The organism is Psychrobacter sp. KH172YL61 (assembly GCF_007182895.1).
GTDB lineage: Bacteria > Pseudomonadota > Gammaproteobacteria > Pseudomonadales > Moraxellaceae > Psychrobacter > Psychrobacter pacificensis.
On the sequence record NZ_AP019516.1, the window covers coordinates 2,414,081 to 2,439,179 of the forward strand.

The 25,099-nt window shown below is 44.9% G+C and carries 12 protein-coding genes, 1 rRNA gene and 7 pseudogenes; 7 read left to right on the top strand and 13 right to left on the bottom strand.

Annotated features, from left to right (window positions below; translation table 11 throughout):
• Positions 1 to 9: 9 nt before the first annotated feature.
• The 3 genes and pseudogenes from PKHYL_RS12850 to PKHYL_RS18985 form a co-directional block, all read right to left on the bottom strand.
• A 16S ribosomal RNA gene (locus PKHYL_RS12850) occupies positions 10 to 1,548 on the bottom strand.
• A 1,002-nt stretch (positions 1,549 to 2,550) separates the two neighbouring features.
• Positions 2,551 to 3,354 (bottom strand): CDP-diacylglycerol--serine O-phosphatidyltransferase, encoded by an 804-nt coding sequence (gene pssA, locus PKHYL_RS12855; protein ID WP_240366535.1) that lies wholly within the window; start codon positions 3,352 to 3,354, stop codon positions 2,551 to 2,553.
• A 148-nt stretch (positions 3,355 to 3,502) separates the two neighbouring features.
• A pseudogene (locus PKHYL_RS18985) lies at positions 3,503 to 4,392 on the bottom strand (23S rRNA (adenine(2030)-N(6))-methyltransferase RlmJ).
• Between the two features lie 140 nt (positions 4,393 to 4,532).
• Here PKHYL_RS18985 and PKHYL_RS12875 point away from each other — a divergent pair.
• The 3 genes and pseudogenes from PKHYL_RS12875 (at position 4,533) to PKHYL_RS12885 (ending at position 9,027) form a co-directional block, all read left to right on the top strand.
• Positions 4,533 to 5,288 carry a 2OG-Fe(II) oxygenase gene (locus PKHYL_RS12875; RefSeq protein ID WP_186474999.1) on the top strand — a complete coding sequence of 252 codons (756 nt, stop codon included), beginning with the start codon at positions 4,533 to 4,535 and terminating at the stop codon, positions 5,286 to 5,288.
• 61 nt (positions 5,289 to 5,349) lie between these two features.
• A pseudogene (gene dapE / locus PKHYL_RS12880) lies at positions 5,350 to 6,563 on the top strand (succinyl-diaminopimelate desuccinylase).
• Positions 6,564 to 6,840: 277 nt separating this feature from the next.
• Positions 6,841 to 9,027: a TonB-dependent receptor family protein gene (locus tag PKHYL_RS12885; RefSeq protein WP_071003240.1), complete on the top strand. Its 2,187-nt coding sequence runs from the start codon at positions 6,841 to 6,843 to the stop codon at positions 9,025 to 9,027.
• Between the two features lie 382 nt (positions 9,028 to 9,409).
• Here the strand turns inward: PKHYL_RS12885 and PKHYL_RS12890 are convergent, their stop codons facing one another.
• From PKHYL_RS12890 to PKHYL_RS12915, 6 genes and pseudogenes are all read right to left on the bottom strand, one after another.
• Positions 9,410 to 9,913, bottom strand: coding sequence for a GyrI-like domain-containing protein (locus PKHYL_RS12890; RefSeq protein ID WP_186475001.1), 504 nt, complete (start codon positions 9,911 to 9,913; stop codon positions 9,410 to 9,412).
• Positions 9,914 to 9,975: 62 nt separating this feature from the next.
• Positions 9,976 to 10,185: a Fe-S cluster assembly protein IscX gene (gene iscX, locus PKHYL_RS12895; RefSeq protein ID WP_011279849.1), complete on the bottom strand. Its 210-nt coding sequence runs from the start codon at positions 10,183 to 10,185 to the stop codon at positions 9,976 to 9,978.
• A 283-nt stretch (positions 10,186 to 10,468) separates the two neighbouring features.
• The gene (locus PKHYL_RS12900; protein ID WP_240365354.1) at positions 10,469 to 10,870 is read right to left on the bottom strand and encodes a thioesterase family protein; all 402 of its coding nucleotides are present in this window, start codon (positions 10,868 to 10,870) and stop codon (positions 10,469 to 10,471) included.
• A 175-nt stretch (positions 10,871 to 11,045) separates the two neighbouring features.
• Positions 11,046 to 12,445 (bottom strand): annotated as a pseudogene (locus PKHYL_RS12905) (NAD(P)(+) transhydrogenase (Re/Si-specific) subunit beta).
• A 15-nt stretch (positions 12,446 to 12,460) separates the two neighbouring features.
• Positions 12,461 to 12,823, bottom strand: coding sequence for a proton-translocating transhydrogenase family protein (locus PKHYL_RS12910; RefSeq protein ID WP_442966080.1), 363 nt, complete (start codon positions 12,821 to 12,823; stop codon positions 12,461 to 12,463).
• A 55-nt stretch (positions 12,824 to 12,878) separates the two neighbouring features.
• Complete coding sequence (locus tag PKHYL_RS12915; protein WP_240365355.1) at positions 12,879 to 14,033, bottom strand: NAD(P) transhydrogenase subunit alpha; 1,155 nt, start codon at positions 14,031 to 14,033, stop codon at positions 12,879 to 12,881.
• Positions 14,034 to 14,511: 478 nt separating this feature from the next.
• Here PKHYL_RS12915 and yaaA point away from each other — a divergent pair.
• Positions 14,512 to 15,323 (top strand): annotated as a pseudogene (gene yaaA / locus PKHYL_RS12920) (peroxide stress protein YaaA).
• A 209-nt stretch (positions 15,324 to 15,532) separates the two neighbouring features.
• Here yaaA and groL read toward each other — a convergent pair.
• Both groL and groES read right to left on the bottom strand, forming a co-directional pair.
• A pseudogene (groL, locus tag PKHYL_RS12925) lies at positions 15,533 to 17,137 on the bottom strand (chaperonin GroEL); the annotation flags it as partial.
• Between the two features lie 164 nt (positions 17,138 to 17,301).
• Positions 17,302 to 17,592 carry a co-chaperone GroES gene (gene groES / locus PKHYL_RS12930; protein ID WP_058024926.1) on the bottom strand — a complete coding sequence of 97 codons (291 nt, stop codon included), beginning with the start codon at positions 17,590 to 17,592 and terminating at the stop codon, positions 17,302 to 17,304.
• Between the two features lie 457 nt (positions 17,593 to 18,049).
• Between groES and PKHYL_RS12935 the strand changes: the two genes are divergently transcribed.
• Positions 18,050 to 18,805: a DUF3108 domain-containing protein gene (locus tag PKHYL_RS12935; protein ID WP_071003777.1), complete on the top strand. Its 756-nt coding sequence runs from the start codon at positions 18,050 to 18,052 to the stop codon at positions 18,803 to 18,805.
• A gap of 112 nt (positions 18,806 to 18,917) precedes the next feature.
• Here the strand turns inward: PKHYL_RS12935 and PKHYL_RS12940 are convergent, their stop codons facing one another.
• Both PKHYL_RS12940 and wrbA read right to left on the bottom strand, forming a co-directional pair.
• On the bottom strand, positions 18,918 to 19,370 hold the full coding sequence (locus PKHYL_RS12940) for a hypothetical protein (RefSeq protein WP_223334802.1): 453 nt from the start codon (positions 19,368 to 19,370) through the stop codon (positions 18,918 to 18,920).
• A gap of 127 nt (positions 19,371 to 19,497) precedes the next feature.
• Positions 19,498 to 20,115 carry an NAD(P)H:quinone oxidoreductase gene (gene wrbA / locus PKHYL_RS12945; protein ID WP_075106955.1) on the bottom strand — a complete coding sequence of 206 codons (618 nt, stop codon included), beginning with the start codon at positions 20,113 to 20,115 and terminating at the stop codon, positions 19,498 to 19,500.
• Positions 20,116 to 20,371: 256 nt separating this feature from the next.
• On the opposite strand from wrbA, the pseudogene PKHYL_RS18990 reads away from it, so the two are divergent.
• Together PKHYL_RS18990 and PKHYL_RS12960 are read left to right on the top strand one after the other, a co-directional pair.
• Positions 20,372 to 21,976: pseudogene (locus tag PKHYL_RS18990) on the top strand (YihY/virulence factor BrkB family protein).
• Between the two features lie 166 nt (positions 21,977 to 22,142).
• Positions 22,143 to 24,832 (top strand): annotated as a pseudogene (locus PKHYL_RS12960) (M66 family metalloprotease); the annotation flags it as partial.
• Between the last annotated feature and the right edge of the window lie 267 nt (positions 24,833 to 25,099).

The window sequence follows — 25,099 nt, forward strand, 5'->3', positions numbered from 1 at the left end:
TGCTGTCTATAAGGAGGTGATCCAGCCGCAGGTTCCCCTACGGCTACCTTGTTACGACTTCACCCCAGTCATCAACCACACCGTGGTGATCGCCCTCACTAAGTTAGGCTAACCACTTCTGGTGCAATCAACTCCCATGGTGTGACGGGCGGTGTGTACAAGGCCCGGGAACGTATTCACCGCGGCATTCTGATCCGCGATTACTAGCGATTCCTACTTCATGGAGTCGAGTTGCAGACTCCAATCTGGACTACGATAGGCTTTTTGAGATTCGCATCACATCGCTGTGTAGCTGCCCTCTGTACCTACCATTGTAGCACGTGTGTAGCCCTGGTCGTAAGGGCCATGATGACTTGACGTCGTCCCCGCCTTCCTCCAGTTTGTCACTGGCAGTATCCTTAGAGTTCCCGGCTTAACCCGCTGGTAACTAAGGACAAGGGTTGCGCTCGTTGCGGGACTTAACCCAACATCTCACGACACGAGCTGACGACAGCCATGCAGCACCTGTATCACAATTCCCGAAGGCACTCTCGTATCTCTACAAGATTCTGTGTATGTCAAGACCAGGTAAGGTTCTTCGCGTTGCATCGAATTAAACCACATGCTCCACCGCTTGTGCGGGCCCCCGTCAATTCATTTGAGTTTTAACCTTGCGGCCGTACTCCCCAGGCGGTCTACTTATTGCGTTAGCTGCGTCACTAAGTCCTCAAGGGACCCAACGACTAGTAGACATCGTTTACGGCGTGGACTACCAGGGTATCTAATCCTGTTTGCTACCCACGCTTTCGAGCCTCAGTGTCAGTATGATGCCAGGAAGCTGCCTTCGCCATCGGTATTCCTTCAGATCTCTACGCATTTCACCGCTACACCTGAAATTCTACTTCCCTCTCACCTACTCTAGCCTAACAGTTTCAGATGCAGTTCCCAGGTTAAGCCCGGGGATTTCACATCTGACTTATCAAGCCACCTACGCTCGCTTTACGCCCAGTAATTCCGATTAACGCTTGCACCCTCTGTATTACCGCGGCTGCTGGCACAGAGTTAGCCGGTGCTTATTCTGCAGCTAATGTCATCGTCCCCGGGTATTAACCGAAGAGTCTTCTTCACTGCTTAAAGTGCTTTACAACCAAAAGGCCTTCTTCACACACGCGGCATGGCTGGATCAGGGTTCCCCCATTGTCCAATATTCCCCACTGCTGCCTCCCGTAGGAGTCCGGGCCGTGTCTCAGTCCCGGTGTGGCTGATCATCCTCTCAGACCAGCTACAGATCGTCGCCATGGTAGGCCTTTACCCCACCATCTAGCTAATCCGACTTAGGCTCATCTAATAGCGCAAGGTCTAATGATCCCCTGCTTTCTCCCGTAGGACGTATGCGGTATTAATTCGAGTTTCCCCGAGCTATCCCCCACTACTAGGTAGATTCCTAAGTATTACTCACCCGTCCGCCGCTCGACGCCTGGGAGCAAGCTCCCATCGTTTCCGCTCGACTTGCATGTGTTAAGCCTGCCGCCAGCGTTCAATCTGAGCCATGATCAAACTCTTCAGTTTAATCTTGCTTGAAGTCTTCACTATAAATAGTAAGACGACTTCTAATCTTGGCTCATCTAATCTAGCAAATCGCTCGTAATTATGTTCGTAATGAATTAACTTTGAGTTTTCTGCTGAGTAAATGATAATTTTTATAGTTGGTGTTCTACCGTAAAGATAGTCGACCAACTTTATTTTTTAGCATTCTGAATCAGCAAAAATCCACACAAGTTGTTCTTTAGTTATGCTTTTAAATAGTTTCAATCACTGTCGTCCAGTCATCGATATATAGGGTATTACTAACGCTATCTGCCTTTTCCGTTGCCGGTTAAGCTATCTAGCGAGCCGACTATCTTATCATATTGATTTGAATTGTCAAGACTTTTTATAATTTGTTTCGCCAGGTTAACTGGGTTATTAATGTGTAATCTGCACATCTCTCACTGCCAGTCCGTCTGATGAGGGCGTATTATAGACCCTTTATTTATTTAGTCAAGAAGTATTTTTAATTAGTTTGAAATAACTTAATCGCTTAAGCTTCCTCACCACTTCCCTTTCGACTGGGACGCATTATACGCAGGTTTAAGGCTGGGTCAAGGATTATTTCGAGGGTCTTGCTCACTGCCTTGGCAAACATCAAATTGTAGAGATATTCCAATGGTTTATGCACTTCAATGATTTTACTTATTTGACAATAGTTACGCAAAATAGGGTTTGCACTAGTTATCTAAGACCCCCCTTAGTTTGGATGTACATTTCGTTCAGAAACATAATGAATGGCTATTATGCAAGGGATAAAACGTATCTGATAGTAGGATATTCTTCAATATAGTTGATCCAATTTAAGAGTGGTACAAGGCGACCGAGTGCAGATGTATACGTCATACTTCAAGCGAGGTTAACGCTGTAACGCTTTTTAGTGGATTGACTATAACACCATGTTTTTATAGTAATAACGTATAAAAAAGGGACTCACCTATTGGCAAGTCCCTTTTTTTATCTCAGTAACGTTCATATTTACACTTACATCTTTGCTTTGATCGTAGTCACAATACCAGATAACGCATAAATGATACCGATCGCCAAGATACCAACAGGTATATCATAAAGCATAATACTCATGACCAGTACGCCAATGATAAGCACCACAAAGGGTACTTTCTTTTTATCAAACTCTTTAAAGCTGTAGTACTTAACATTACTGACCATAAGCAGACCACAAATGACCACCCACGCTGCGAACAAAAACATGATCGCCGTATCGTACTGACCAATCCATTCGTTATGATCAACTGCCACCATAACAGCAGAGGTTACTAGAATGGCGGCAAGCGGACTGGCCAAACCAACGAAGTATTTTTTATCGACAATGCCCACCTGCACATTGAAGCGTGCAAGACGAAAGGCAGCACAGGCAGTAAAGACGAACGCACAACCAATCCCAATACGACCCAGCGGCTCTAGCGCAAAGCTATAAACCAACATAGCAGGGGCCACACCAAATGCGAGCATATCTGCTAATGAATCATATTGCTCGCCAAACGGGCTTTGGGCATTCAGCATACGGGCAACGCGGCCGTCGGCACCATCTAGAATACCTGATAAAAAGATAGCCAAAGCCGCCTTGTAAAACTCGCCTTGCGTACTTGCCAAAATTGAATAAAATCCTGATAGCAGTGACAAAGTGGTAATCAAATTAGGCGCTAAATAGACACCGCGACTGACCACACGCTTACCTTCCGCAACCTCTGCCTCGACGACCTCAAAGGTCAAACCATCATAATTGTCATTGTCTGCTAGACGAATATTAAACTCATGCTCATCCATGTATGGAGGCTGGGTCGCTGCATTGTCCTGCAACGCTCCCTCTTTTGGTGACATGTTATTTGGTTCGCCTTCAGGTGGCTGCATATTCGTCATCTTGATATCCTTATTGGCCAATATTGCTGTTCACTGACATCATCTACTGACGTCACTATTCACCAACCAGCCAGCGTACATTGGTCGCACTGTCAGGTGTTAAGTCTGGCGCATCTTCTACTTTTAGTACTGGCTGCAAGAAACGTAATATCTCGCGAGCATGATTATCAAACTGCCATGGCGGATTGATAACCAGTAGACCTGTACCGTTCAGACCGACGGCCACATCATTAGGGATAAATATTTAGCTCACAAACCAGTTGACGACGCATCTCGGTACGCTTGAGCTTTTTATAAAACAACTCAACCGCTTCGATATTTTTGATTGGGAACCACAGCGCATAAGTACCTTGTGGCCATTTTTTATAAGCCGAGACTAATAAATCGATCAGGCGCGTAAAGTCTTTATGCTCTTGCTCAAAAGGAGGATCAAGGAAAATCAAACCGCGCTTTTCCTTTGGAGGAATAACAGCGGTGATACCTTCAAAAGCATCACGATGCTGGATACCAATTGGCAACTTATATAGCTGATAGTTCAATGCATCATATTCAGTCGCTTTGGCTTCAAAAGCTTCGGCGCGTACTCTAGCATCAGGTTTTTTAGCGGCGGTTTTTTCGACATGATGAGCAATCCACCACGGCGAACCCGGATAGACTTTATTGTCGTAAGTGAATTTGGCTTGTTTAATGCCTTCCATATAATCTTTGACAGCGGCTGGTGCTTTTTCAGTATCTGCTTTCAAAAAAGCCTGAATACCGCCTTTGGCCTCCCCCTGTCTTGCGCGCTTCTTCACTGCTTAGTGAATACAGTCCGCGGCCACCATAAGCGTCAAGCACATAAAACGGTTTGTTTTTTTGCCCCAATTGATTGAGCAGTTGTACCAATAAAATGTGTTTAACCACATCAGCAAAGTTACCAGCGTGGTAGGCGTGTTTATAGTTCATAATCTCAAAAGTTTAAATAAGAAAAATTGCATCTATGGTAGCATAGGCGGAGTAAAATATAATGTGGTTTTGGTAAGCCTTTCGATAAAAACGCATTGAATGGCGGTATATTGACCATTGATTGATAAGAATGAGATGAAATGACGCAGATTATTAGCAACCTGAACAAGACAGCGTTGGTGGTTGATCATCCGATAGGACAGGACAATCCTCCGTTACTATCTCCAGCCAGTCATAACGACGCCCCAAACGCGCCTACCCAGCAGGTATTGCAACTGTCTGATTTTGCAGTCAGCTGGGAAGATAGGCTGACGGATAAGCAGCTTGATACCTTTGTCACTGATGGCTGGCTCACTATTGATAATGTATTTAATAAGACCGCATTACTTGCGCTACAGGCTGAAAGTGGTTTTATTGACTATCGTGATGCGGCGCTAACCGCTGGCATTCGTATCAGTGATATTCGCGGTGATAGAATACGCTGGATCACCGAGAACTTCTTTGCAGGCTACTATTATCTGCAAAGTATCAACGCGCTGGCCGCTCTGTTTAATCGTAGCTTATTCGCGGGTATTCGTCATAGCGAAGCGCATTATGCGTGCTATCCGATTGGCTTTGGCTATCAATGGCATAGCGATAACCCTGCTGGGCGCGATGAACGGGTGATCTCAGCCGTGTTTTATCTCAATGATGATTGGGGAGCGACTGACGGCGGTGCGCTAGAAGTCGTTGATAAGCATGGCACGCACCATGAAGTGATGCCAGTTGCCAATAGATTGATTATTTTTGATAGCGACCTACAGCATCAAGTGCAGATCGCGCATCGTCAGCGTTACTCTATTGCTACGTGGATGCGCCGTGACGGTCTTGTACCCTTTGTCGAAGTAGACGCTTAGCACTTATTACTCATTATCTATTTATATTTAACATTTTCATTATTATACAAAAGGCTAACCCATGTCTGACTCTCACCAACAGCCCACCCACCAGCAAGCAACCTTAGATTTGAGTATTGCCCTACTCGAACGCCCATCTGTCACACCAGACGATGATGGTTGCCAAGATATATTGTCAGAGCGTTTGGAGCAAGCGGGCTTTGACTGCGAGTTTATGTACTATGGTGACAGACAAGCAAAAGGCGAACATGCTGAAGTCAAAAACTTGTGGGCACGCCGTGGCACGACGGATCCCGTAATTTGCTTTGCCGGTCATACAGACGTGGTACCAACGGGTGATGAAAAAAACTGGACGTATCCACCATTTACGCCAACCATTGCTGATGGCTATCTATGGGCGCGCGGTGCCGCCGATATGAAGACAGGCATTGCTGCCTTTACTATCGCCGCCGAACGCTTCGTTGCCAATCATCCTGAGCACAATGGTTCGATTGCTTTTTGCTCACTTCAGATGAAGAAGGTCCATCAATCAACGGTACGGTCAAAGTCATCGAAACCTTAGAGGCTCGTCAAGAAAAAATTACTTATTGTCTTGTGGGTGAACCATCGAGCACGGATACGTTAGGCGATATTATCAAAAACGGTCGTCGTGGCTCGCTAGGCGCAGAGCTGACGGTCACAGGTAAGCAAGGTCATGTTGCCTATCCACATTTGGCCTGTAATCCTATTCATGCAGCGATGTCTGCCCTTGCTGAATTGACATCTACCGCATGGGATACTGGTAATGATTACTTCCCTGCCACTTCCTTGCAAATATCAAATATCAATGGCGGCACAGGTGCAACCAACGTCATTCCTGAAACGCTAAACGTTGTCTTTAACTTTCGCTTTTCGACAGAGACGACTGAAGATGAGCTAAAGGCAAAAACCCACGCTATCTTTGATAAGCACTTTGCTAATAGCCAAGTTTCAGAGAATAAAGCCAGTTACGACATCAATTGGAAGTTATCTGGTCAGCCGTTTTTGACCCCTGAAGGGAAACTGGTCTCGGCATGCCAAAACGCCATCAAAAAAGTCACCGATGTCGACACCACCTTATCAACCTCTGGCGGTACGTCCGATGGACGCTTTATTGCCCCGACTGGTGCGCAGGTTGTTGAATTAGGCGTACGTAACGCCACCATTCACCAGGTCGATGAAAAGGTTGAAGTTGATGATTTGGGCAGGTTAGCGCAGATTTATGAGGGAATTTTGAAGAATTTGTTGCTTGATTAGGCTCTACCGTATCAATGACGTTAATAAAACAGCAACAATAAAGGCAGCGCTTAAATGTTTAGCGCTGCCTTTATTTGTTTTAAGTATTATTGTAGCCTAATAAATAACCTGTATTAACAGTCACTTAAGATGATAACCACTAAAATTTGGGTAGATCCATTAAAAATAGGATATATAAATGTTGCTTACTGCTTGCAAACGATAATCATTATTGTTAATATTCGTTTTTACAAAAATGCAGCATTAATTTTTATGTTTTCGTTTTGGAGCCCGTGCGATGTCTCATCCTTATAAGTCTGTTACTATATTTTTATTGTCCACTTTAGCCTTGTCCATGCAGGCAGTTTATGCGCAAAGCGTTGATACCCAGCAAGGTAATCTCGAAGAATCAGCAGTCTCGGTAACCTTAGACGAAATTACTGTTATCGGTAGTAAAGACAATGTGCCCTTGATGACGGGTTCTGGTTATTACGTCGATAACGAACAGTTAGAAAATGAGTACATTACAGATATTAACCAAGTTTTAAAGACCGTGCCAGGGGTTTACGTCTCTGAAGAAGATGGGTTGGGCTTACGTCCTAACATCAGTATTCGTGCTGGTATCGGTGGACGTAGTAGTAAAGTGCATTTAATGGAGGACGGTATTCCTATCGCACCCGCTCCTTATGCTGCCCCTGCCGCCTACTATCATCCGACAGCGCTGCGTATGTCAGGTGTTGAGATTCTAAAAGGCGCGCCGCTGCTACGTTATGGGCCGCAAACGACTGGTGGCGTTATTAACTATTTATCAACCCCTATTCCTGCCACTAATGGCGGTCAAGCGATGACCTCAATCAACGACCGTGGCGGTGTGGATGTTCATGCTTATGCTGGTGGACGCGAAGGCGACTTTGCAGGCTCAATTGAAACTGTGCAACAACGAGGCAAAGGCTTTAAAGAAATTGATGGTAAAGACATTGGCGACTATGACAATCAAGATTATGTCCTAAAGGGTCGTTATCAGATCAATCCTGCGCATAGTTTGTTTGCCAAAGCACAGTATTCTGATAGATCTAGTGATGAGACTTACTTAGGTTTAACAGATGCTGACTTCAATAAAAATCCTAACAGACGCTACCCGATGTCTGCGCTTGATAACATACAAGACGAACATACCGGACTTAACTTGACGCACAACTGGATCACGGATAATAATAGCGAGCTACGTACTACCGCTTATTACAATAAAACCCATCGTAACTGGTATAAGCTCAATGATAACAAAATCAATGATTTTTATGAAGGCAATATCACCCAAGGGCAGCTAGATGGTACCGAGGATTTAGCAGGTATCGAATTAAAAGCCAATGATCGCACTTATTATAGTACCGGTGTTCAGACGAACTTCAATACTGACATTTTAAGTGCCTATGGCGATCACAATATTGATGTAGGTGCTCGCTATCACCGTGACAAAGTTGAGCGCTATCAGCCAAGCGATATTTTTAATCAGGTAGACGGTAATTTAATTTATCAAAGCACCAAAGTCCCTAATGGCAGTAATAACCGCGAAGAAAGAGCCAACGCAACTAGTCTTTGGCTAACTGATAAGTGGCAAGTGACTGACCCCTTACTTCTAAACCTAGCCATGCGTTACGAGTATATTGATACTGAAGAGACACGCGGTGTTGATACTGATAATCAAGCACGCGTGAGCAATACTCAGTCTATATTTTTGCCAGGTTTATCCGCAAGCTATCAACTCAATGATGAAGTACAGCTTATAGGTGGGGTCCACAAAGGCTTCAGCCCATTAGGTGCTGGAGTGTCCGAAGATGACAACACGGATCCTGAAGAAAGTATCAACTATGAAATCGGTACGCGCTATATTGATGGTAACAATTATATTGAGGCCGTTGGGTTTTATAGTGACTTTGATTCTGTAATCAGAAACTGCACAGAAAACGTGCCTTGCGGCAGTGGCTCAGATGCCATAACGTCAGGTACCGAAAAAGAGAGTGGTTCTGCGGTGATCGCAGGGCTTGAGTTAATGGCTGGCACTCGCTTTGATGGAGATGGATTCAGTATTCCGCTGCATGCCACTTATACTTACACCCAAGCTGAGCTTGCCGAGGACTACAAAGACACTTTAGATGGCGATCGCTTAACGCTAGTGCCCAAAAATCAAGCCAGTGTACGCGCCGGAATCGAGATGGATTCAGGTTGGGATACTTACTTGACTGCCAAATATGCTGGCGGCATTTGTGAATCAGTGGGCTGCAATCGTACTAATGAGCCGCGTAGCGAGACTGACTCGTTATTCACTTTTGATGCTATTACCCACTACCCTATCGGTTATGATGCTAAGGTCTTTGGTAAGGTTGAAAACATCGCTGACAAACAAGTTATTGTGAGCCGTACGCCATACGGTGCTAGACCAAACCTACCACGTACCTTTACCATTGGCGTGACTAAAGCTTTTTAACTAGCATTGAATAGATAACCTTGATACATTACTCTAATGGAAAAATCCCCAGCTATAATAAAAATATAGCTGGGGATTTTTTATGACTGTATCAATAAGCATAAATAATGCTTCGTCGGCCTCATTGATCCAACTTACCTGAATAAATGCTTCTATCGTAGAGTAGCTACCTATTAAACAATACGCGCATAAGCTACACGCCTAAGCATCTTAAAAATCACTCATCTGATAGCTCAATTGATGCCGCGGCGCAGATTATTAGACCTCTTGCAAAAGTACCAGTTCATTGACTTTTACTGACGGAGTTACAAGGGCTAGCGATGACTTATCCAAGAGGTCTATTATAGTAAAGTAGACTTCTTATAGTGTTGATATGATAGCCTCACTCAATACCAATATAAAGATCCAATTGCCCATATTCTAAATTACCCCCAATATAATGCTCAAAATCGACATTATAAGTGCGAGTATGCTCGCAATCACGATCATGGAAGTACTCCCAAGCCTTCTCCCATGCATTCATGACCGTGTTAGGCATTCTGCCCTCTTCGGTGAATACTAAATACTTACCTTCGGGGATTATGACGCTGACCACATCGCTCATATTAGCCGCAATTTTACTGCCTGATTGCTCATCCTTCTCACTGGCTGTTTTCCAGCTAGCGACAACATCAAACGCGCCTGCTAAATCATCACTCTCATAGTTATGATAAATACCGTAAATATCTTCGCCTTCAGGCAACTGTCCTGCGTAATTCTGGTAAAACTTCTGCCACAATCTACCAAGCTTGGCAGTGTCGTGGCTAATCTCAGCGTGATTGGTGGTGCGAACACTGATACCGCGACACGCTATCGCTTCTGGCAGCTCTTTAGTTTGTGATGTCATGATGCGGCCTTTTTGATTTATTGAATTTTTATTGATAACACTGCTCAACGTTATAGAGTCGATTAGTCGGCTTCATCGATCCAATTCATTTGAATGGCTTCTAAGATACCTTCGTTTGAGCGCTGCGGATCATCATCAAAGCCTTCAAGCTCCGTCACCCAGCGATGCAAATCGGTAAAGCGTATGTACTGCGGATCAGTCTCTGGAAATTTTTCATAAAGCTCAATGGCGATATCTAAGCTGTCTGTCCATTTTAATTTTTGTGGGGTCATAACGGTACCTTTTTTTAGTCGTTTTAGAAATAGTAGTCTCGCCTTAGTATTGGCGATTTGATGGACTCTATCCTACCAAAATTTAGCAAATGATTATAGCCAAGTTATTATAGGGCGCTATTTTTTAATACTGGGTTTCCAATGTGGTTTAGGCTGACTTGGTAGATTTCACAGCAACTTGGTGGTTATTCCATGTGTTAATCACTTCCGTCAACCGCTCCCCCTGTCATATCCAACACCTCTGGCGTACGCATACCGGTATCATCGGTAAATACAAACTTGGTCATACCAACGCCCATGAGCTGATTTTTGACAAAAATCGATGCTCAAAATACACATATTTGTGATCCCAGCCTGCAACCGCACTGCTAAGCGTCATTTTATCCAAAAACTTGATTTGTTTGAGATAAACCATCTCTTGCATGGCAATGACCCAGTTCAGAGGCTTGATGCCTTTTTCATGACAGCGTGCCATCACCCAGCGTGTCACGTTTAGCTCAATAAATGACAAGTAACGATAATTGGGCAGATGATCGCGAAACCCCATGTCATGCGGTAATACCCGATAGTTACGGACAGTCGGTGCGATCAAGGTCTCAAGACTAATCGTCTCACTCATGGGCTCATGCTTGAGCTGCTGCTTAAGCAAACTGACCATAATAAAAAAGCGCAGTAACATATTCATAAATAGTACTCTTACTTTGTTGTGTTTATGACTGAAGGTTGAACGGCTCAACGATATTTTTTTATCGTTGTTTCCGAAACGTTGATCACTTTAACGCAAAAAAAGCCACCTCAGTGACTTTCCTTGTTCAAAATCTTACGGGCGAGAGTCCTTTATTAACATCCTATTTTAAATGTTAGTGACCACCACCATTGATACTACGCACCATCTCTTCGACCATTTTCTTGGCATCACCAAAGATCATCATGGTTTTGTCCATATAGAAGAGGCTGTTATCAAGACCTGCATAGCCGGTGCTCATCGAACGCTTGATGACCATCACCGTTTGCGCTTTGTTGGCTTCTAAAATGGGCATACCAAAGATAGGAGATGTCGGATCGTCTTTTGCTGACGGATTGACGACGTCGTTGGCACCGATGACCAAGACCACATCGGTACTGGCAAAGTCGGAATTAATCTCATCCATCTCTAGAATATCATCATAAGGCACGTCGGCTTCTGCCAATAGTACGTTCATGTGCCCTGGCATACGACCAGCAACAGGATGAATGGCAAAGCGAACGTTGACACCTTCGTCTTTTAATAGCTCGTACAATTCTTTTACCGCGTTTTGCGCGCGGCCTTGTGCCATACCGTAACCTGGTACGATGACCACGTTGCTGGCATTGGACATAAGGAACCCTGCGTCTTCTGCTGAGCCTGATTTGTATGTTTTTGGTGCGCCATCATCACCGCCTGCAGCGGCCGCTGACGTGCCCATACCGCCAAACAAAACGTTTAGTAGAGAGCGGTTCATGGCTTTACACATGATATAAGATAAAATCGCACCTGAGGAGCCAACAAGCGAACCTGCGATAATGAGCATCGAGTTGCCAAGGGTAAAGCCAATACCTGCTGCCGCCCAACCTGAAAATGAGTTCAGTAGCGACACGACCACTGGCATATCACCGCCGCCGATAGGCGCAATCCACATCCAGCCAAAAATCACTGCAATCACTGTCATCGCATAAAACGCAGGCAAGGGAATCCGTGACAAAATACACGCCGCCAAACCCAATCATCGCTATAAATAGCAAGGCTTGAACAGGTTTTACCCAGCCGCCAGTGACTGTTTTTGCCCAGCTTTTTGCCGCAAGCTTACCAAAAGCAAAGACAGAGGCAGAAAAAGTAATCGCACCGATAAAGCAACCGATAAATAGCTCAACACGGGCAACCGCGCCATGTTCTTGCTCAGTGTGTAATACCGTCGCAAGGGCAATCGCAACCGCTGCCAAACCGACAAATGAATGCATCAACGCTACGGTTTCTGGCATCTGCGTCATGGCAACGGTTTTTGCCTTCCACATACCAACCAGCGCACCTAAAATCATCGCGCCAATAATGAGCCAAAGGACAGGACCTTCTGCTAAAAGAACGTCGTCACGACGGCAATCGCCATCGCTACCATACCAAAGCGGTTGCCACGAATCGCTGTCTTTGGACTCGACAATCCGCGTAACGTTAAAACAAAAGGATCGCACCAACCAGATAGAACCAATCCGCATTCGCCGCAATCATCGCTGATAAATCATTCATGCGTTGCCTCCATTATCAGTGCTTGCTGCTGGGGCTTTTTTTTACTTTGGGTTTGAACATCGCGAGCATACGTTCAGTCACCGCAAAACCACCAAAGATATTGATACTGGCCAAAAATACCGCAAAAGCACCAAGCAAACTGGTCGGTGTAAACATCGAGCCGTCGATATGGACAGTCTGTAGCATCGCACCGACGATCACGATACTTGATAAGGCGTTGGTCACCGCCATCAATGGCGTATGTAGCGCTGGGGTCACGCCCCAGACGACGTAGTATCCGACAAAGATAGCGAGTACAAATACGGTAAAAATCGCGACAAATGGTGTGCTACTCATGGCTGCACCGGCAGGCGCTGCCGCTAAAATGATGGCGATCATCTCATCCTCCTAAAAATTTATTCGTGTCTGGCAAATGTATGGCGACCAGCAAGGGCTAGCGTTTGGCCAAGCGCACTTGGTTGTCGTGGGTCACTGCCAGTGCACCCTGAATCTCATCTTCCATATCTAAGTTAAGCGAAAGGTCGTTTGCTGCTGCATCGTCGCCAGCAGGTGCAATCAAAGTCGTGATAAAGTTAACCAAGTTATTGGCGTATAGATCTGACGACTGTGCGGCTAGCATAGATGGGATATTGGCGGCACCAACGATACGTACGCCGTTTTCTGTGGTGATGGTCTCATTTGGCGCACTGCCTTCGACGTTACCACCGGTACCAGCAGCCATATCGATCAGGACAGAACCTGCTTTCATTTTGGCAGGGGTTGCCGCGTGCACGAGACGCGGGGCATTACGACCAGGAATCTGTGCTGTGGTAATGACAATGTCAGCATTGCTGAGTGCCTTGTCAACCACAGCAGCTTGGTCTTTGATATATTGTTCTGATGGCGTCCACGCATAGCCGCCCGTTGCTTTGGCTTTTTGTGCTTCGTCATCACTCATCGGCACATCCAGCCATTTACCACCAAGTGATTCGACCTGCTCTTTTGCCGCAGGACGCAAATCACTCGCTTCTACAACCGCGCCTAGACGCTTTGCCGTTGCAATCGCTTGCAGACCTGCCACGCCTACGCCCAAAATAACCACTTTGGCTGGCTTGACTGTACCCGCAGATGTCATAAACATAGGAAAAGGACGAGAGTATTCGTTAGCCGCGAGCAATACCGCTTTATAACCAGCAAGGTTAGCCTGCGATGACAATACGTCCATGTTTTGCGCACGTGATAATGTGCGCGGTAATAACTCCATTGCAAAAGCCGTCGCACCTTTGGCCGCATAAGTGTCAAGCTGAGTGTTGCGATACGGGTCTAGCATACCGACGACGATTTGGCCTGCACTCAAATGCTCTGCCACTTCGGCGGGCAAGTCGTGAATGGTGGTAATAATTTGAGACTGGGCAATCACCTCGGCGCTGCTGCTGGCAATGTCGGCTCCTGCCGCCTGATACAACGCATCAGCATAATACGCTGCTTGACCTGCACCTGACTGAATGACGACTTCAAACCCAAGCTTGCGCAATTTTTTGACTGCGTCTGGGGTTAGTGCGACACGGCTTTCACTCGCGATATCTGCACTGATTACACCGATTTTCATATCGTCTCCTTACTTATATAGAATGACTTACCCTTAATACCCTCAACGCATTTTCAAAAGCATAGGGGACAAAAATCCTTAACCATGATTTATCCAATATCATAAATAAAGACTATCAATTTAATAAATGATGTATTGTTTACCATCATGCCTTTTTATTATAGAGATATAATCTGCCAACTTTCATTGTCTAATGATGACCAACAAGTAAGATAAAAAGTTAGGTATTGATACCATCTGCATAACTTTTGTTGTTATATTAAAGTTTTTTATTTTTTCAAAAAACCTCTACCCCTTATATAACAAGGTCTCGCTTCGATAGAAGCTAACTGTATGGACATTTACGCATTGCCATATCCCCTTAAAAAAAACATAAAACACTCAAGGTCAAGTCAAGTTAAACCCTCAGCTGTCGTATAATAAGAATGCTTGACACCTGAACAGGTCGGTCATTGATTCACGATAATAAGGACTCACCATGTATTTTTTACTCTCTCCTGCCAAATCTTTGAATGAAACAGACGCTATACCAGTGAACTTGGGCAACTACTATAGTCAGCCTGAACTGATCGCGCACTCACAGTCACTCATGAAAGTATTGAAGTCCAAAGAGCCCGTTGATCTGCAAGAGCTGATGAGCATCTCTGATGATCTTGCGCAACTCAATGCCACGCGCAATCAACAATGGCATTGGAGCGAAGATAAGCCGTTTACTGATGATGAGTCTGGTAATGCAGCAAAGCCGGCGGGCTACTTGTTCGACGGTGATGTTTATACCGGTCTTGATATGTATCACATGGATAAAGAAACCGCTGTCTATGTCAATGAACATCTGGGTATTTTGTCAGGTCTTTATGGGGTATTAAAACCGCTCGATTTGATTCAGCCTTATCGTTTAGAGATGGGTACAAAGCTAAAAAACGCGCGCGGTGATAATCTTTATGAGTTTTGGGAGAAGAAATAACTGACGTTATCAATGCTCGTATGGCAGATAGTGAGGACAAGGTCTTGATCAATCTGGCGTCGAACGAGTATTTTAAAGCGGTGAAAAAGAAAGCACTGAAGGCGGATATCATCACGCCACGGTTCGAAGACGAAAAAAATGGTCAATATAAAGTCATTAGCTTTTATGCCAAAAAAGCACGCGGACTGATGGTCAAGTACGCAGCAGACAATAAGCTGACCAGTGCTGAGCAGCTAAAGCAGTTTGATTTGGCGGGTTATTACTATGTCGATGAGCTGTCTGACGACAAAACGTGGACATTTCGTCGTGATGAGGCAGATGCGTAATCTTTTAGCCAAAACATACTTATCTTACATAAAAAACCCCCGATAAGCTCAGTCTATCGGGGGTTTTATTGGACTAGATTTTACAGGTACGTGATATTATTCATACTTTCAGCGAAAAGCGGTTTATCGAGGAAGACAAGCGAAATAGTACTTATTGTACATTGAGCGTGTCTGACAAAGACAAACCGCTTTGCAGCGACAGTAAAATACATCATGCCGCCCATACCACCCATACCGCCCATTCCACCAGCAGCGCCCATACCTGCCATTGCGTCTTCTTTTTCTGGTATGTCAGTGATCATGGCTTCAGTCGTTAGCATGAGACCTGCTACTGACGCTGCATTCTCTAGCGCTGAACGTGATACTTTTGCTGGATCAAGGATACCCATCTCAAGCATATCACCGTACTCACCAGAGGCAGCATTGTAGCCGTAGTTGCCCGTGCCGTTTTTCACTGCGTTAACCACCACTGATGCTTCTTCGCCAGCGTTGGTAACGATTTGACGTAATGGTGCTTCCATCGCGCGGCGTAGGATGTTGATACCAGCGTCTTGGTCGTCGTTGTCGCCTTTTAGCTCAGACAATGCATTCATCGCACGAACTAATGCAACGCCGCCGCCAGGTACAACGCCTTCTTCAACCGCGGCACGAGTGGCATGTAGCGCATCGTCAACACGGTCTTTCTTCTCTTTCATTTCAGTTTCAGTCGCTGCGCCAACTTTGATTACTGCTACGCCGCCTGCCAGTTTTGCAACACGCTCTTGTAGCTTTTCTTTATCGTAATCAGAAGTAGACTCTGCGATCTGACGGTTGATAGACTCAACACGGTTTTCGATGTCAGCTTTGTTACCAGCGCCATCAACGATCACGGTGTTTTCTTTACCAACAGTGACTTTTTTCGCAGTACCCAATTGCTCAAGGGTCGCCGTCTCTAGGCTTAGTCCAATCTCTTCAGAGATTACCGTGCCGCCCGTTAGCGTTGCGATGTCTTCTAGCATGGCTTTACGACGATCGCCAAAACCTGGTGCTTTAACGGCACAAGTTTTTAGGCCGCCACGCATGTTGTTTACAACTAAGGTTGCCAATGCTTCGTTTTCTACGTCTTCAGCGATGATTAGCAATGGCTTGCTTTGCTGCATGACTTGCTCAAGTAATGGCACGATCTCACGGATATTGCTGATTTTTTTGTCAACCAATAGGATATATGGGTTTTCAAATTCAGCAGTCAGGCTGTCTTGCTTGTTGGCAAAGTATGGGCTGATATAACCACGGTCAAACTGCATACCTTCGACCACTTCTAAGGTATCTTCAAAGCTTGACCCTTCTTCAACGGTGATAACGCCTTGTTTACCCACTTTTTGCATCGCTTGCGAGATCAATTCACCGATTTTGGTATCTGAGTTGGCAGAGATAGACCCTACTTGCGCGATGGCTTTTTCATCATCAGCGGGCGTTGATAGGTTATGGATTTCTTGAACTGCTGCGCGAACGGCTTTGTCGATACCGCGCTTAAGATCCATTGGGTTCATGCCAGCAGCGACTGATTTCATGCCTTCTTGCAAGATTGACTGAGCCAATACGGTCGCAGTGGTCGTACCATCACCAGCGACATCATTAGTGCGGCTAGCAACTTCACGAACGAGCTGAGCACCCATGTTTTCAAATTTGTTTTCAAGCTCGATTTCTTTGGCAACTGATACACCATCTTTGGTGATGGTTGGCGCGCCAAAAGATTTATCGATAACGACGTTACGACCTTTAGGGCCTAGGGTGACACGTACTGCGTTTGCTAGAACGTTGACACCGTCCATCATTTGTTTACGGGCATCTATGCCGAATTTTACGTCTTTGCCATGTTAAATTACTCCACTATTATAAGTATGAGAATACAATTGAATGATTTGATAGTTGCTTATCAAAAGCGGTTATCAGAACCTGTGGTCAAGATGTGCTGAGTATAAAACGATACTCGAGAGGACTAGCCTTCTAGCACACCTAGTACATCAGACTCTTTCATAATCAATAGTTCTTCACCGTCAACCTTCACGGTTTGACCAGCATATTGACCGAACAAAACTTTGTCGCCAGCTTTTACATCTAACGCACGAGTTTCGCCATTGTCACGAACTTGGCCATTACCAACTGCAATGACTTCACCTTGTGAAGGTTTCTCTTGAGCAGAACCCGGCAATAAAATACCACCAGCAGTTTTTGTCTCTTCTTCTATGCGGCGGACGACGATACGGTCATGTAAAGGACGAATATTCATCGATATGACTCCAAAAATTGGTTGTTTGAATAAAGGGTTTATTTGAATTAATAGTCTCAATACCAGTATCTATAAGAGTCGCCATTCAATCATAGCAATCTAAAGATACGCTTTGAGCTTGTAACAAAAAGTGGGGGCAAGATAGGTTGGCTTCAAGTGTAAAGCCCAAAAATTTACAAGATTATTCTGACGGAATTTGATAGAGATGAGGCTTAATAGAGGCCATACGTTTTATTTACCCTCTATTGCTGGCTTTACAGCACGTTACCCTCGATGGTCGTATCAGATGTCATAGCAACATTCGCTACAATCGTCACACGTGCCGGTCGATTGTTACTCTTGAAAATGTAACAGAGTATGACCATTATAAGCGTTGTGAACATAATAAGAATGACGATAGATGCTGCTATATCAGCATCTTATTAACTACTAAGAGGTATCTATGAGTTTTTTATCAATGCATAATAAATCACTGCCCAACGCTTCTAATAATACGAAACGCAGTCCATCTAAGTTTTTATCTGCCTTAATCACAGGTATCAGTATTTCTACCATTGGAGCCTTGAGTATGACCGCACCCACCCTCGCTAGCGCCAAAACCGTCCGACCCTCTAGTGCCAATTATAGCTTTACGGTAGAAGACAAATACAAAGGCACCGCCACCCGTACGCTAGGCAAATCGGGCAATACTTGGAAGTATAATGTCAAAGCACGGGTGGCAGGTGTTGCCAATGCGTCGCAAAGCAGTACCTTTACCATCAAAGGCAATAACGTCATTCCGACGCAGGCCAGCACTACTTATAAACTGCTGGGTCTTGGCCGTACGCACAAGCTAAGCTTTAACCCAAGCAGCAAAAAAGTCACCAGTACCTATAAAGGCAAAACTATGACCATGGATATGGCGCAGCAAGCCTTTGATGACTTAAGTCTTGAAGTGCAAATTCGTCAAGATTTACTAAACGGTAAGTTCTCTGGTAACTACTACATGGCCAAAAAAGACAAGGTAGAAAAAACACCATTTAAAAAATCGGGCAATACCAAAATCACGGTGCCAGCCGGTACCTTTGATACTGTCCGTATTGACCGTATTCATGACGACAATGACCGCTCAACCAGTTTTTGGTTAGCGCCGAGCTTGGATTATTTGCCCATAAAAGTCAGTCAGATCAATGATGGTAAGAAGATGGATTTGGAATTGACCAAGGTTAACTAATCCAAGTATGTAAACAGAAGCGTTGAAAAGTAATACTGCAACAAAAAAGCGGCGTCCTATTTGGAACGCCGCTTTTTTATATCTTAAGATTAATGACTATTATTACAGCCTACTAATGAGAACGCGGTTTTTTAACAACATTATTCATCGACGGCAAGCGTTTTAGCAAAATAAAGAGCCAGACATTAATAGCAAGTAACAGTACAAAGTCGGTCAAGTACACTGCTATCTCAGCCCAACTACTGCCATACGCGCGCGTAAACAGCACCACGCCACTTGCGCCCAAATATACTAGAGTAAACATACTACCGACCAATAACGCATAAGGCGAGCGCCCGCGCACGATCCATGGCGTCAGTATAAAAGCTGGCAAAAGCCATAGTGCTTGCCAGGCGATACCGCCCACAATATCAGGGCTGCTTGGATTAAAAATACTGATAAAAATAGGCAGTCCCATTAATCTATAAACCAGCCAAATCAGCCAAGTGACCATCAAGCGCTGCGCAATAGGTGCGATAGGCTTGGTAACTTTAGGAGACTTACTGTTAGAGTGGTTTGTAGCCATTAGAGATTTTTACTTCCTAAATGAATAGCATAGATATATCGCTATTAGCGATTAATAATCAGTATTTGAGTGCAAAGAGTGTTTAAGTATCAAGCTTGAGCTATAACACCGGTTACATGAGACTCGATTAGCGACCCCAGTTTGCTTGTGCTAAAGCAGTAGCGGTGATTGCCAAGCGGCGACCTTGTGCAATACCTAGGTCACGCTCGTCTGCCGATACTGGCTGATCATGCGCCGCACCACTGACATGACTGGCACCATAAGGCGTCCCGCCGCGATGCGTCCGATTTAATGCAGGCTCAGCATACGGTACCCCAACGATGACCATCCCGTGATGCATCAATGGTAACATCATCGTCAGCAATGTGGACTCTTGGCCACCATGCATAGAGCCTGTCGCTGTAAATACCGAGGCTGGCTTATTTTGTAGGTTTCCCGCCAGCCAGAGCGTGACCGTATTGTCCCAAAAATACTTCATGGGCGCGGCCATATTGCCAAAGTGCGTCGGGCTACCCAATGCCAGACCGCTACAGTCTTTTAGATCATCCATCGTACAATACAAGTCACCTTCATCAGGTATTGCAGGCTTGCTCAATGTGGTTTCAGGTGCCACCGTCGGGACAGTACGAATACGTGCGGTCATGCCAGCATCTTCGATCCCTTGAGCGATAGCATATGCCAATGTCTTTGTCGTGCCATAATTTGAATAATAAAGCACCAAAACGTAAGGGTTGGCCTGACTCATTAACCGTCCTTCCTCATAAAATCATTGATAGTATTATTTATATATCATTATTTATCGATCAATAACGATACCGCCCGCGATAGGCGATGCGATGATGTGCTCATTATGCCCCAGTCATTCACCGACATGCAAACCAGCTGACGACTATTTTACGACCACTTACGCCAGCCACGCCTACTTGATGCCTTATCAAATAGCCGCTGTGCATTTTGACACAATTAAACCGCAGATGTGAGCAGCGCATGTTTGTTACACTATTATCACTCTTACTTTTGCTAACTGGTCGACATGGAAAAATTCTCACAAAACTGCCATTTCTACAACAACGCTGGTTTCAATTCTTGCGATTTTTGGTTCGACATTTTTTTGAAGACAACTGTCAGCAAAAAGCAGCATCGCTAACCTACACGACTATGCTGTCGATTGTGCCTGTGCTAACAGTATTATTGATGATTTTATCTTCGGTACCAGCACTCGCCTCTGTAAGAGCACAGATATATGAGGTCATTTATAGCAACCTATTGCCGCAATCGAGCATGCAAGTCAGTGAGTATATCAATGACTTCGCCGAAAAATCATCGAACCTTACCATCATCGGCGCCATGGTGCTATTTTTACCACCATCATGACCTTGACCACCATTGAGCGTGCCTTTAATCAAATCTGGCGGGTGGAGAGCCGCTCAGGTGGTATAAAGAGTCTGCTGCGCTATTGGACAATTGTGACCTTAGGGCCTATGGTGCTGGGTACGGCGTTTATCGCTTCAAGCACGGTACAAAGCTTGAGTTTTTTAAATCGCCAAATAGCAGGCTACGGTATTGATTGGGGGTTTTGGGTACAGGCCGTATCGATTGGTATCACTGTCGCAGGTTTTATTGGCATGTATTGGTTCATTCCTAAGGCGCGTGTACCGCTAAAAAATGCAGCGATCGCGGGTGTGTTTGTCGCAATAGTCTTTGAGCTGATGAAGCATCTGTTTGGCACAGTGATGGCAAACTTTACCAGCTACGAGGCCATTTACGGAGCCTTTGCCGCCTTGCCTATCTTTTTGTTATGGATATACCTGTCTTGGAATTTGATTTTTGTTAGGCGTTGAGATCAGCTATACCTTAACCATTTTTGGAAACAGAAGAGGTCTATCCTCGCCATCCCCTACTTAGCTTGCTGGACATGCTAAACTTGGTATATACCCATCATTTAAAAGGTGAGTCCGTCAGCGAACAAGCGCTGCGTAATGTGCTGGGACGCAAAGAGCTACCCAAATGGTACACCTATATCAACTACCTCCAAGACAGCAACCTCATCACCATGACCGAAGATGAGGACTATGTACTCAAAAAAGACTTGAGCAAGATGACATTATGGGATTTTTATCGCACCTTGCCTTATCCATTGCCTATTAAGGATGAGCTTGATGAGATGAGGCTAGAAGACCAAAAACCTTGGCTCAGCTTACTGGTAGATCGTTTTGAGCACACAGAAGCCTATGCTAAGCAGCAGCTAGACTTGCCGTTGAACGTTATCTTTACCAACGCCGAACCGCGCAAAAACCCCTGATGATAAAGGCACGAATAAAAACACCCAACACCCTTTATTTAAAAAACCTGAATTTAGAAAAACATCGCAAGCCGCTCCTAACAGCTTAGCTCGACAGTCAACTGATACAACAGCGACACCGCACTTTGATCCAGCCGCTTATGAAAAGGACAGTAAGGTTGAGTGTGATGCACATGATAATGAAATCATCATTCCTATAGACCCAAAAACGCCGCCGTCTCCACAAACCAGCAGATGGGGACACAAAAGCACAATCATCACCGAAGCGGACAACCCTAAACACGGCTCTAGCAATAAAAATTAGTTTGCTAAAGTAGATAAAAGAAAGCTAATTGGAAACAAGAAAACAAATGTAGTACAGTTTATTAATATAGCTGTTATATTCCCAGCAGCACATTTGTTGGGGTATTCTTTTGACACATAGCACAGTATTTCCATTAAAAACCATAAGTATCGGCATCATCTCTATAATGCTATCTGCATGCGGTGAAGGTAGTGATGATAATACACAGCCTGCACCATCTGATAAGCCGCCTGTAGTGGTTCCACCTGATACAAGTGAGCCACTGACACCGCTGGAACCAAGCACGCCGACCAAATATCGAGAACCACAAAAGACCGTGCTGATTATTATCAATTAGGCTTCTTTGACTATGACGGTGCAGGTGAAACACGAGAGATCCGTTCTGACTTGACTGGCTCTTTTCAAGCCATGATTCAATTTGGGCAGAATCATACGGTAGATCCTCAGGGCAACGAAGCAAAAAACATGCCACGCCTAACTGCAGAAAAAGAGGCGTTATTACTGGTTACGCCTACGCTTGAGATGGGAGCAGTCAATCAGCTGGTTGCTGAGATTTATCAAGATGGTCTACTATTACGCAGGGTCACTTTAGACGACCCGACCCAAATCCCACCATCTGACCAAAACAACAGCGATGATAGACCACGGGTCGCCTATAGTAAGCGCGCTTGGTCAACCAAACTCAACTGGGATGAAGTACAAAGCGGCCTTAAGATTCGTATTGTCGATGAACAAAATCGTAGCGGTGAATTACTAGAGAATAAAATAGACTTTGCGGCGCCAGGTGAGCTGGTCTTAACCAATATTCGTCTTGGTCTTTTGAGCCCAGTGACTGTAAACAACAATGGTCATTATATGCTGCTACAGCCAGAAAAGGCGGGCGCAGATTATTTCCAAACCATTCCAGCAGCAAAGATGACCGTCGCTAAATACGATGACGTCGTGCTTGATCGGGTGATGGTAGCGAACGGTACTATTTATGATACGGCTTCAGGTAGCAGCTCAGATGGCAGCGTATACAGGGGTGATATGCGCGAAAACACAGGCAAATCAACCTTTGGCGTCGGTATTAACCTTGCCAACTGGGGCGTCACTAGCGCATCGATGTTAAGCCAAGAGCAGCCGCAGCTCACCCAAAATGTCAATGCACACCATGCCCGTGGCAAATACGCCAACGGTACATTCAACCACGGCTTAAGCGGTGGCAATGGTATGCTGACTTTGATTGACTCGGTCGGTAATGAGTTTAGTCATGAAATTGGCCATCATTATGGATTGGGGCATTATCCAGGTAAAGTTGGTGATAAAAAATTCTGGTCAGAGCACCATGCCGATAGTGGTTGGGGTTACATGCCCCTTAGACATAGAATGCGGGGTAACTTTGAATGGTGGCGAAAAGATGTCGGTGCCGGCACTGAAGACTCACCTACTTTCTTAGGTCAATACGGCTATGGTCGTGACGCTATGTCTGGTGGCTCTAATAACAGTGACATCTCGCGCTATACTCATTACACCGGCTATAGTACAAAAACCAAAAATCCAGCCAGCATTTGATCGTTATATGTTTGCCAGTGACTCACCGACTGGCTATAAAAAATGGGATGCTGAGCGTCAAAGAATGCAGATCGCACAACCAAAAGTACCACGATCTAATAATGTTTGGTACAACAGCGCCGATGGCAACTATTTAAGACCGCGTTTGCAAGGCGTGCCTGTTTATACTATTTTAAGCGGTTATGACCCTGTCACCCAAAAGGGTATTATCTATCCAGCAGCTCGTGGTAACTGGGGTAACGTCTTTGACTTACCGGCGGCGAGTAGTTCAGCTGACGTCGCTAGCTGCTGGCTGACCGTTACTTACAGTAACAACATGGTCAATAACATTGCCCTTGCCCCTCATCGCATGAATGGCAATAGCAATGCCAATAAATTTCACGTCAATTTAGCGATTTCTGAAAACCCTAACAAAGTCGATTTGTATTGTAAAAAAAGCCAACGAAGCACAGGTATTATTATCATCAACCGCTATTGGCCCCTATAGCGATATCATTAAGCCAGCCGTTACCTTTGGTAAAGAGCATGGCTTTAGCGCCTTAAGAAAAATCGAATTACCACTATTAGCGCAGCAACTTATCGATCAATCGGCCAACCCGACTATCAATTTGGACGCCGAGGGTGAGCTGATATACCACTCTTATAAAGATGATCGTGATGCGCTCAGTCAAGCATTCAGCCCGCTTGCCTTTCAGGTACTCGAGCGTTATGAGCAGCAACAACAGACCATGCATCGCCTAAATCGTTGGGTCAATGTGTATCGTGATGATTTAATCGAGGGGCGGGCCGGAGGTCATCACTGCCTTTCATAAGTTTGTCAACGAATTAGAACTGCAAGATGATCAGCCTCTAGCAAATGTCAGCCCACTCATGAATGGTAACAACTGTCTTAAGGTTGAAACATTAGAAGATGGTAAGCTCAATACTTTTATCAGCGGACCAAGTGCTTGCACAGGAGATGACTCTGAGCAATGGATTCAAGACAGCAAAGGTCGTATCCACAATAAAATGTCACTAGATCAGTGCCTAATGCCGAAAGGTGGCAATGTCATTAACCTAGCCCCTTGTGATGATCAAGCAAGCTTGCAAGTTTGGCAAATGGATGTATCCGCCAACGCCATCAAGCAAGGCAATCAATGCTTTGACTTAGAAAGTGGCTATATAAGTAATAATCGCGCTCGACTCATTCGCTATAGCTGTACAGGTGGCGGCAACCAAAGATGGACGATGCTTACGCAAAACTCTAGTTTGATATTATCTGGCGCTGGCAAAAATCTACCGCTGATAATAGAGAGTATGCAAAAACAAGCAGTGACGACAGACATCATGCAAATGCAGTTGGCAAGCACCAATAGTAATCATCAGCAACCCTCTACACTAGCAAAAGTAAGCAACGCGATAAGCACTTGGTTTTATAGTCTCATCAGCTAATTGAAAATACCTAATAATGATAAAAATAAGCTCCTATGATAGGGGCTTATTTTTACTAAATTTTCATCGTTATTATTTATATGATAAGGTAATAAATAGTCAAAGATTACTCCAGCGTTACGCTTAAATTTATCACCA

Coding starts and splice junctions, on each gene's coding strand:
- pssA (WP_240366535.1), bottom strand. CDS start 3,354: ATGGATGAGCATGAGTTTAATATTCGTCTAGCAGACAATGACAATTAT.
- PKHYL_RS12875 (WP_186474999.1), top strand. CDS start 4,533: ATGACGCAGATTATTAGCAACCTGAACAAGACAGCGTTGGTGGTTGAT.
- PKHYL_RS12885 (WP_071003240.1), top strand. CDS start 6,841: ATGTCTCATCCTTATAAGTCTGTTACTATATTTTTATTGTCCACTTTA.
- PKHYL_RS12890 (WP_186475001.1), bottom strand. CDS start 9,913: ATGACATCACAAACTAAAGAGCTGCCAGAAGCGATAGCGTGTCGCGGT.
- iscX (WP_011279849.1), bottom strand. CDS start 10,185: ATGACCCCACAAAAATTAAAATGGACAGACAGCTTAGATATCGCCATT.
- PKHYL_RS12900 (WP_240365354.1), bottom strand. CDS start 10,870: ATGAATATGTTACTGCGCTTTTTTATTATGGTCAGTTTGCTTAAGCAG.
- PKHYL_RS12910 (WP_442966080.1), bottom strand. CDS start 12,823: ATGATCGCCATCATTTTAGCGGCAGCGCCTGCCGGTGCAGCCATGAGT.
- PKHYL_RS12915 (WP_240365355.1), bottom strand. CDS start 14,033: ATGAAAATCGGTGTAATCAGTGCAGATATCGCGAGTGAAAGCCGTGTC.
- groES (WP_058024926.1), bottom strand. CDS start 17,592: ATGAATATTCGTCCTTTACATGACCGTATCGTCGTCCGCCGCATAGAA.
- PKHYL_RS12935 (WP_071003777.1), top strand. CDS start 18,050: ATGCATAATAAATCACTGCCCAACGCTTCTAATAATACGAAACGCAGT.
- PKHYL_RS12940 (WP_223334802.1), bottom strand. CDS start 19,370: ATGGCTACAAACCACTCTAACAGTAAGTCTCCTAAAGTTACCAAGCCT.
- wrbA (WP_075106955.1), bottom strand. CDS start 20,115: ATGAGTCAGGCCAACCCTTACGTTTTGGTGCTTTATTATTCAAATTAT.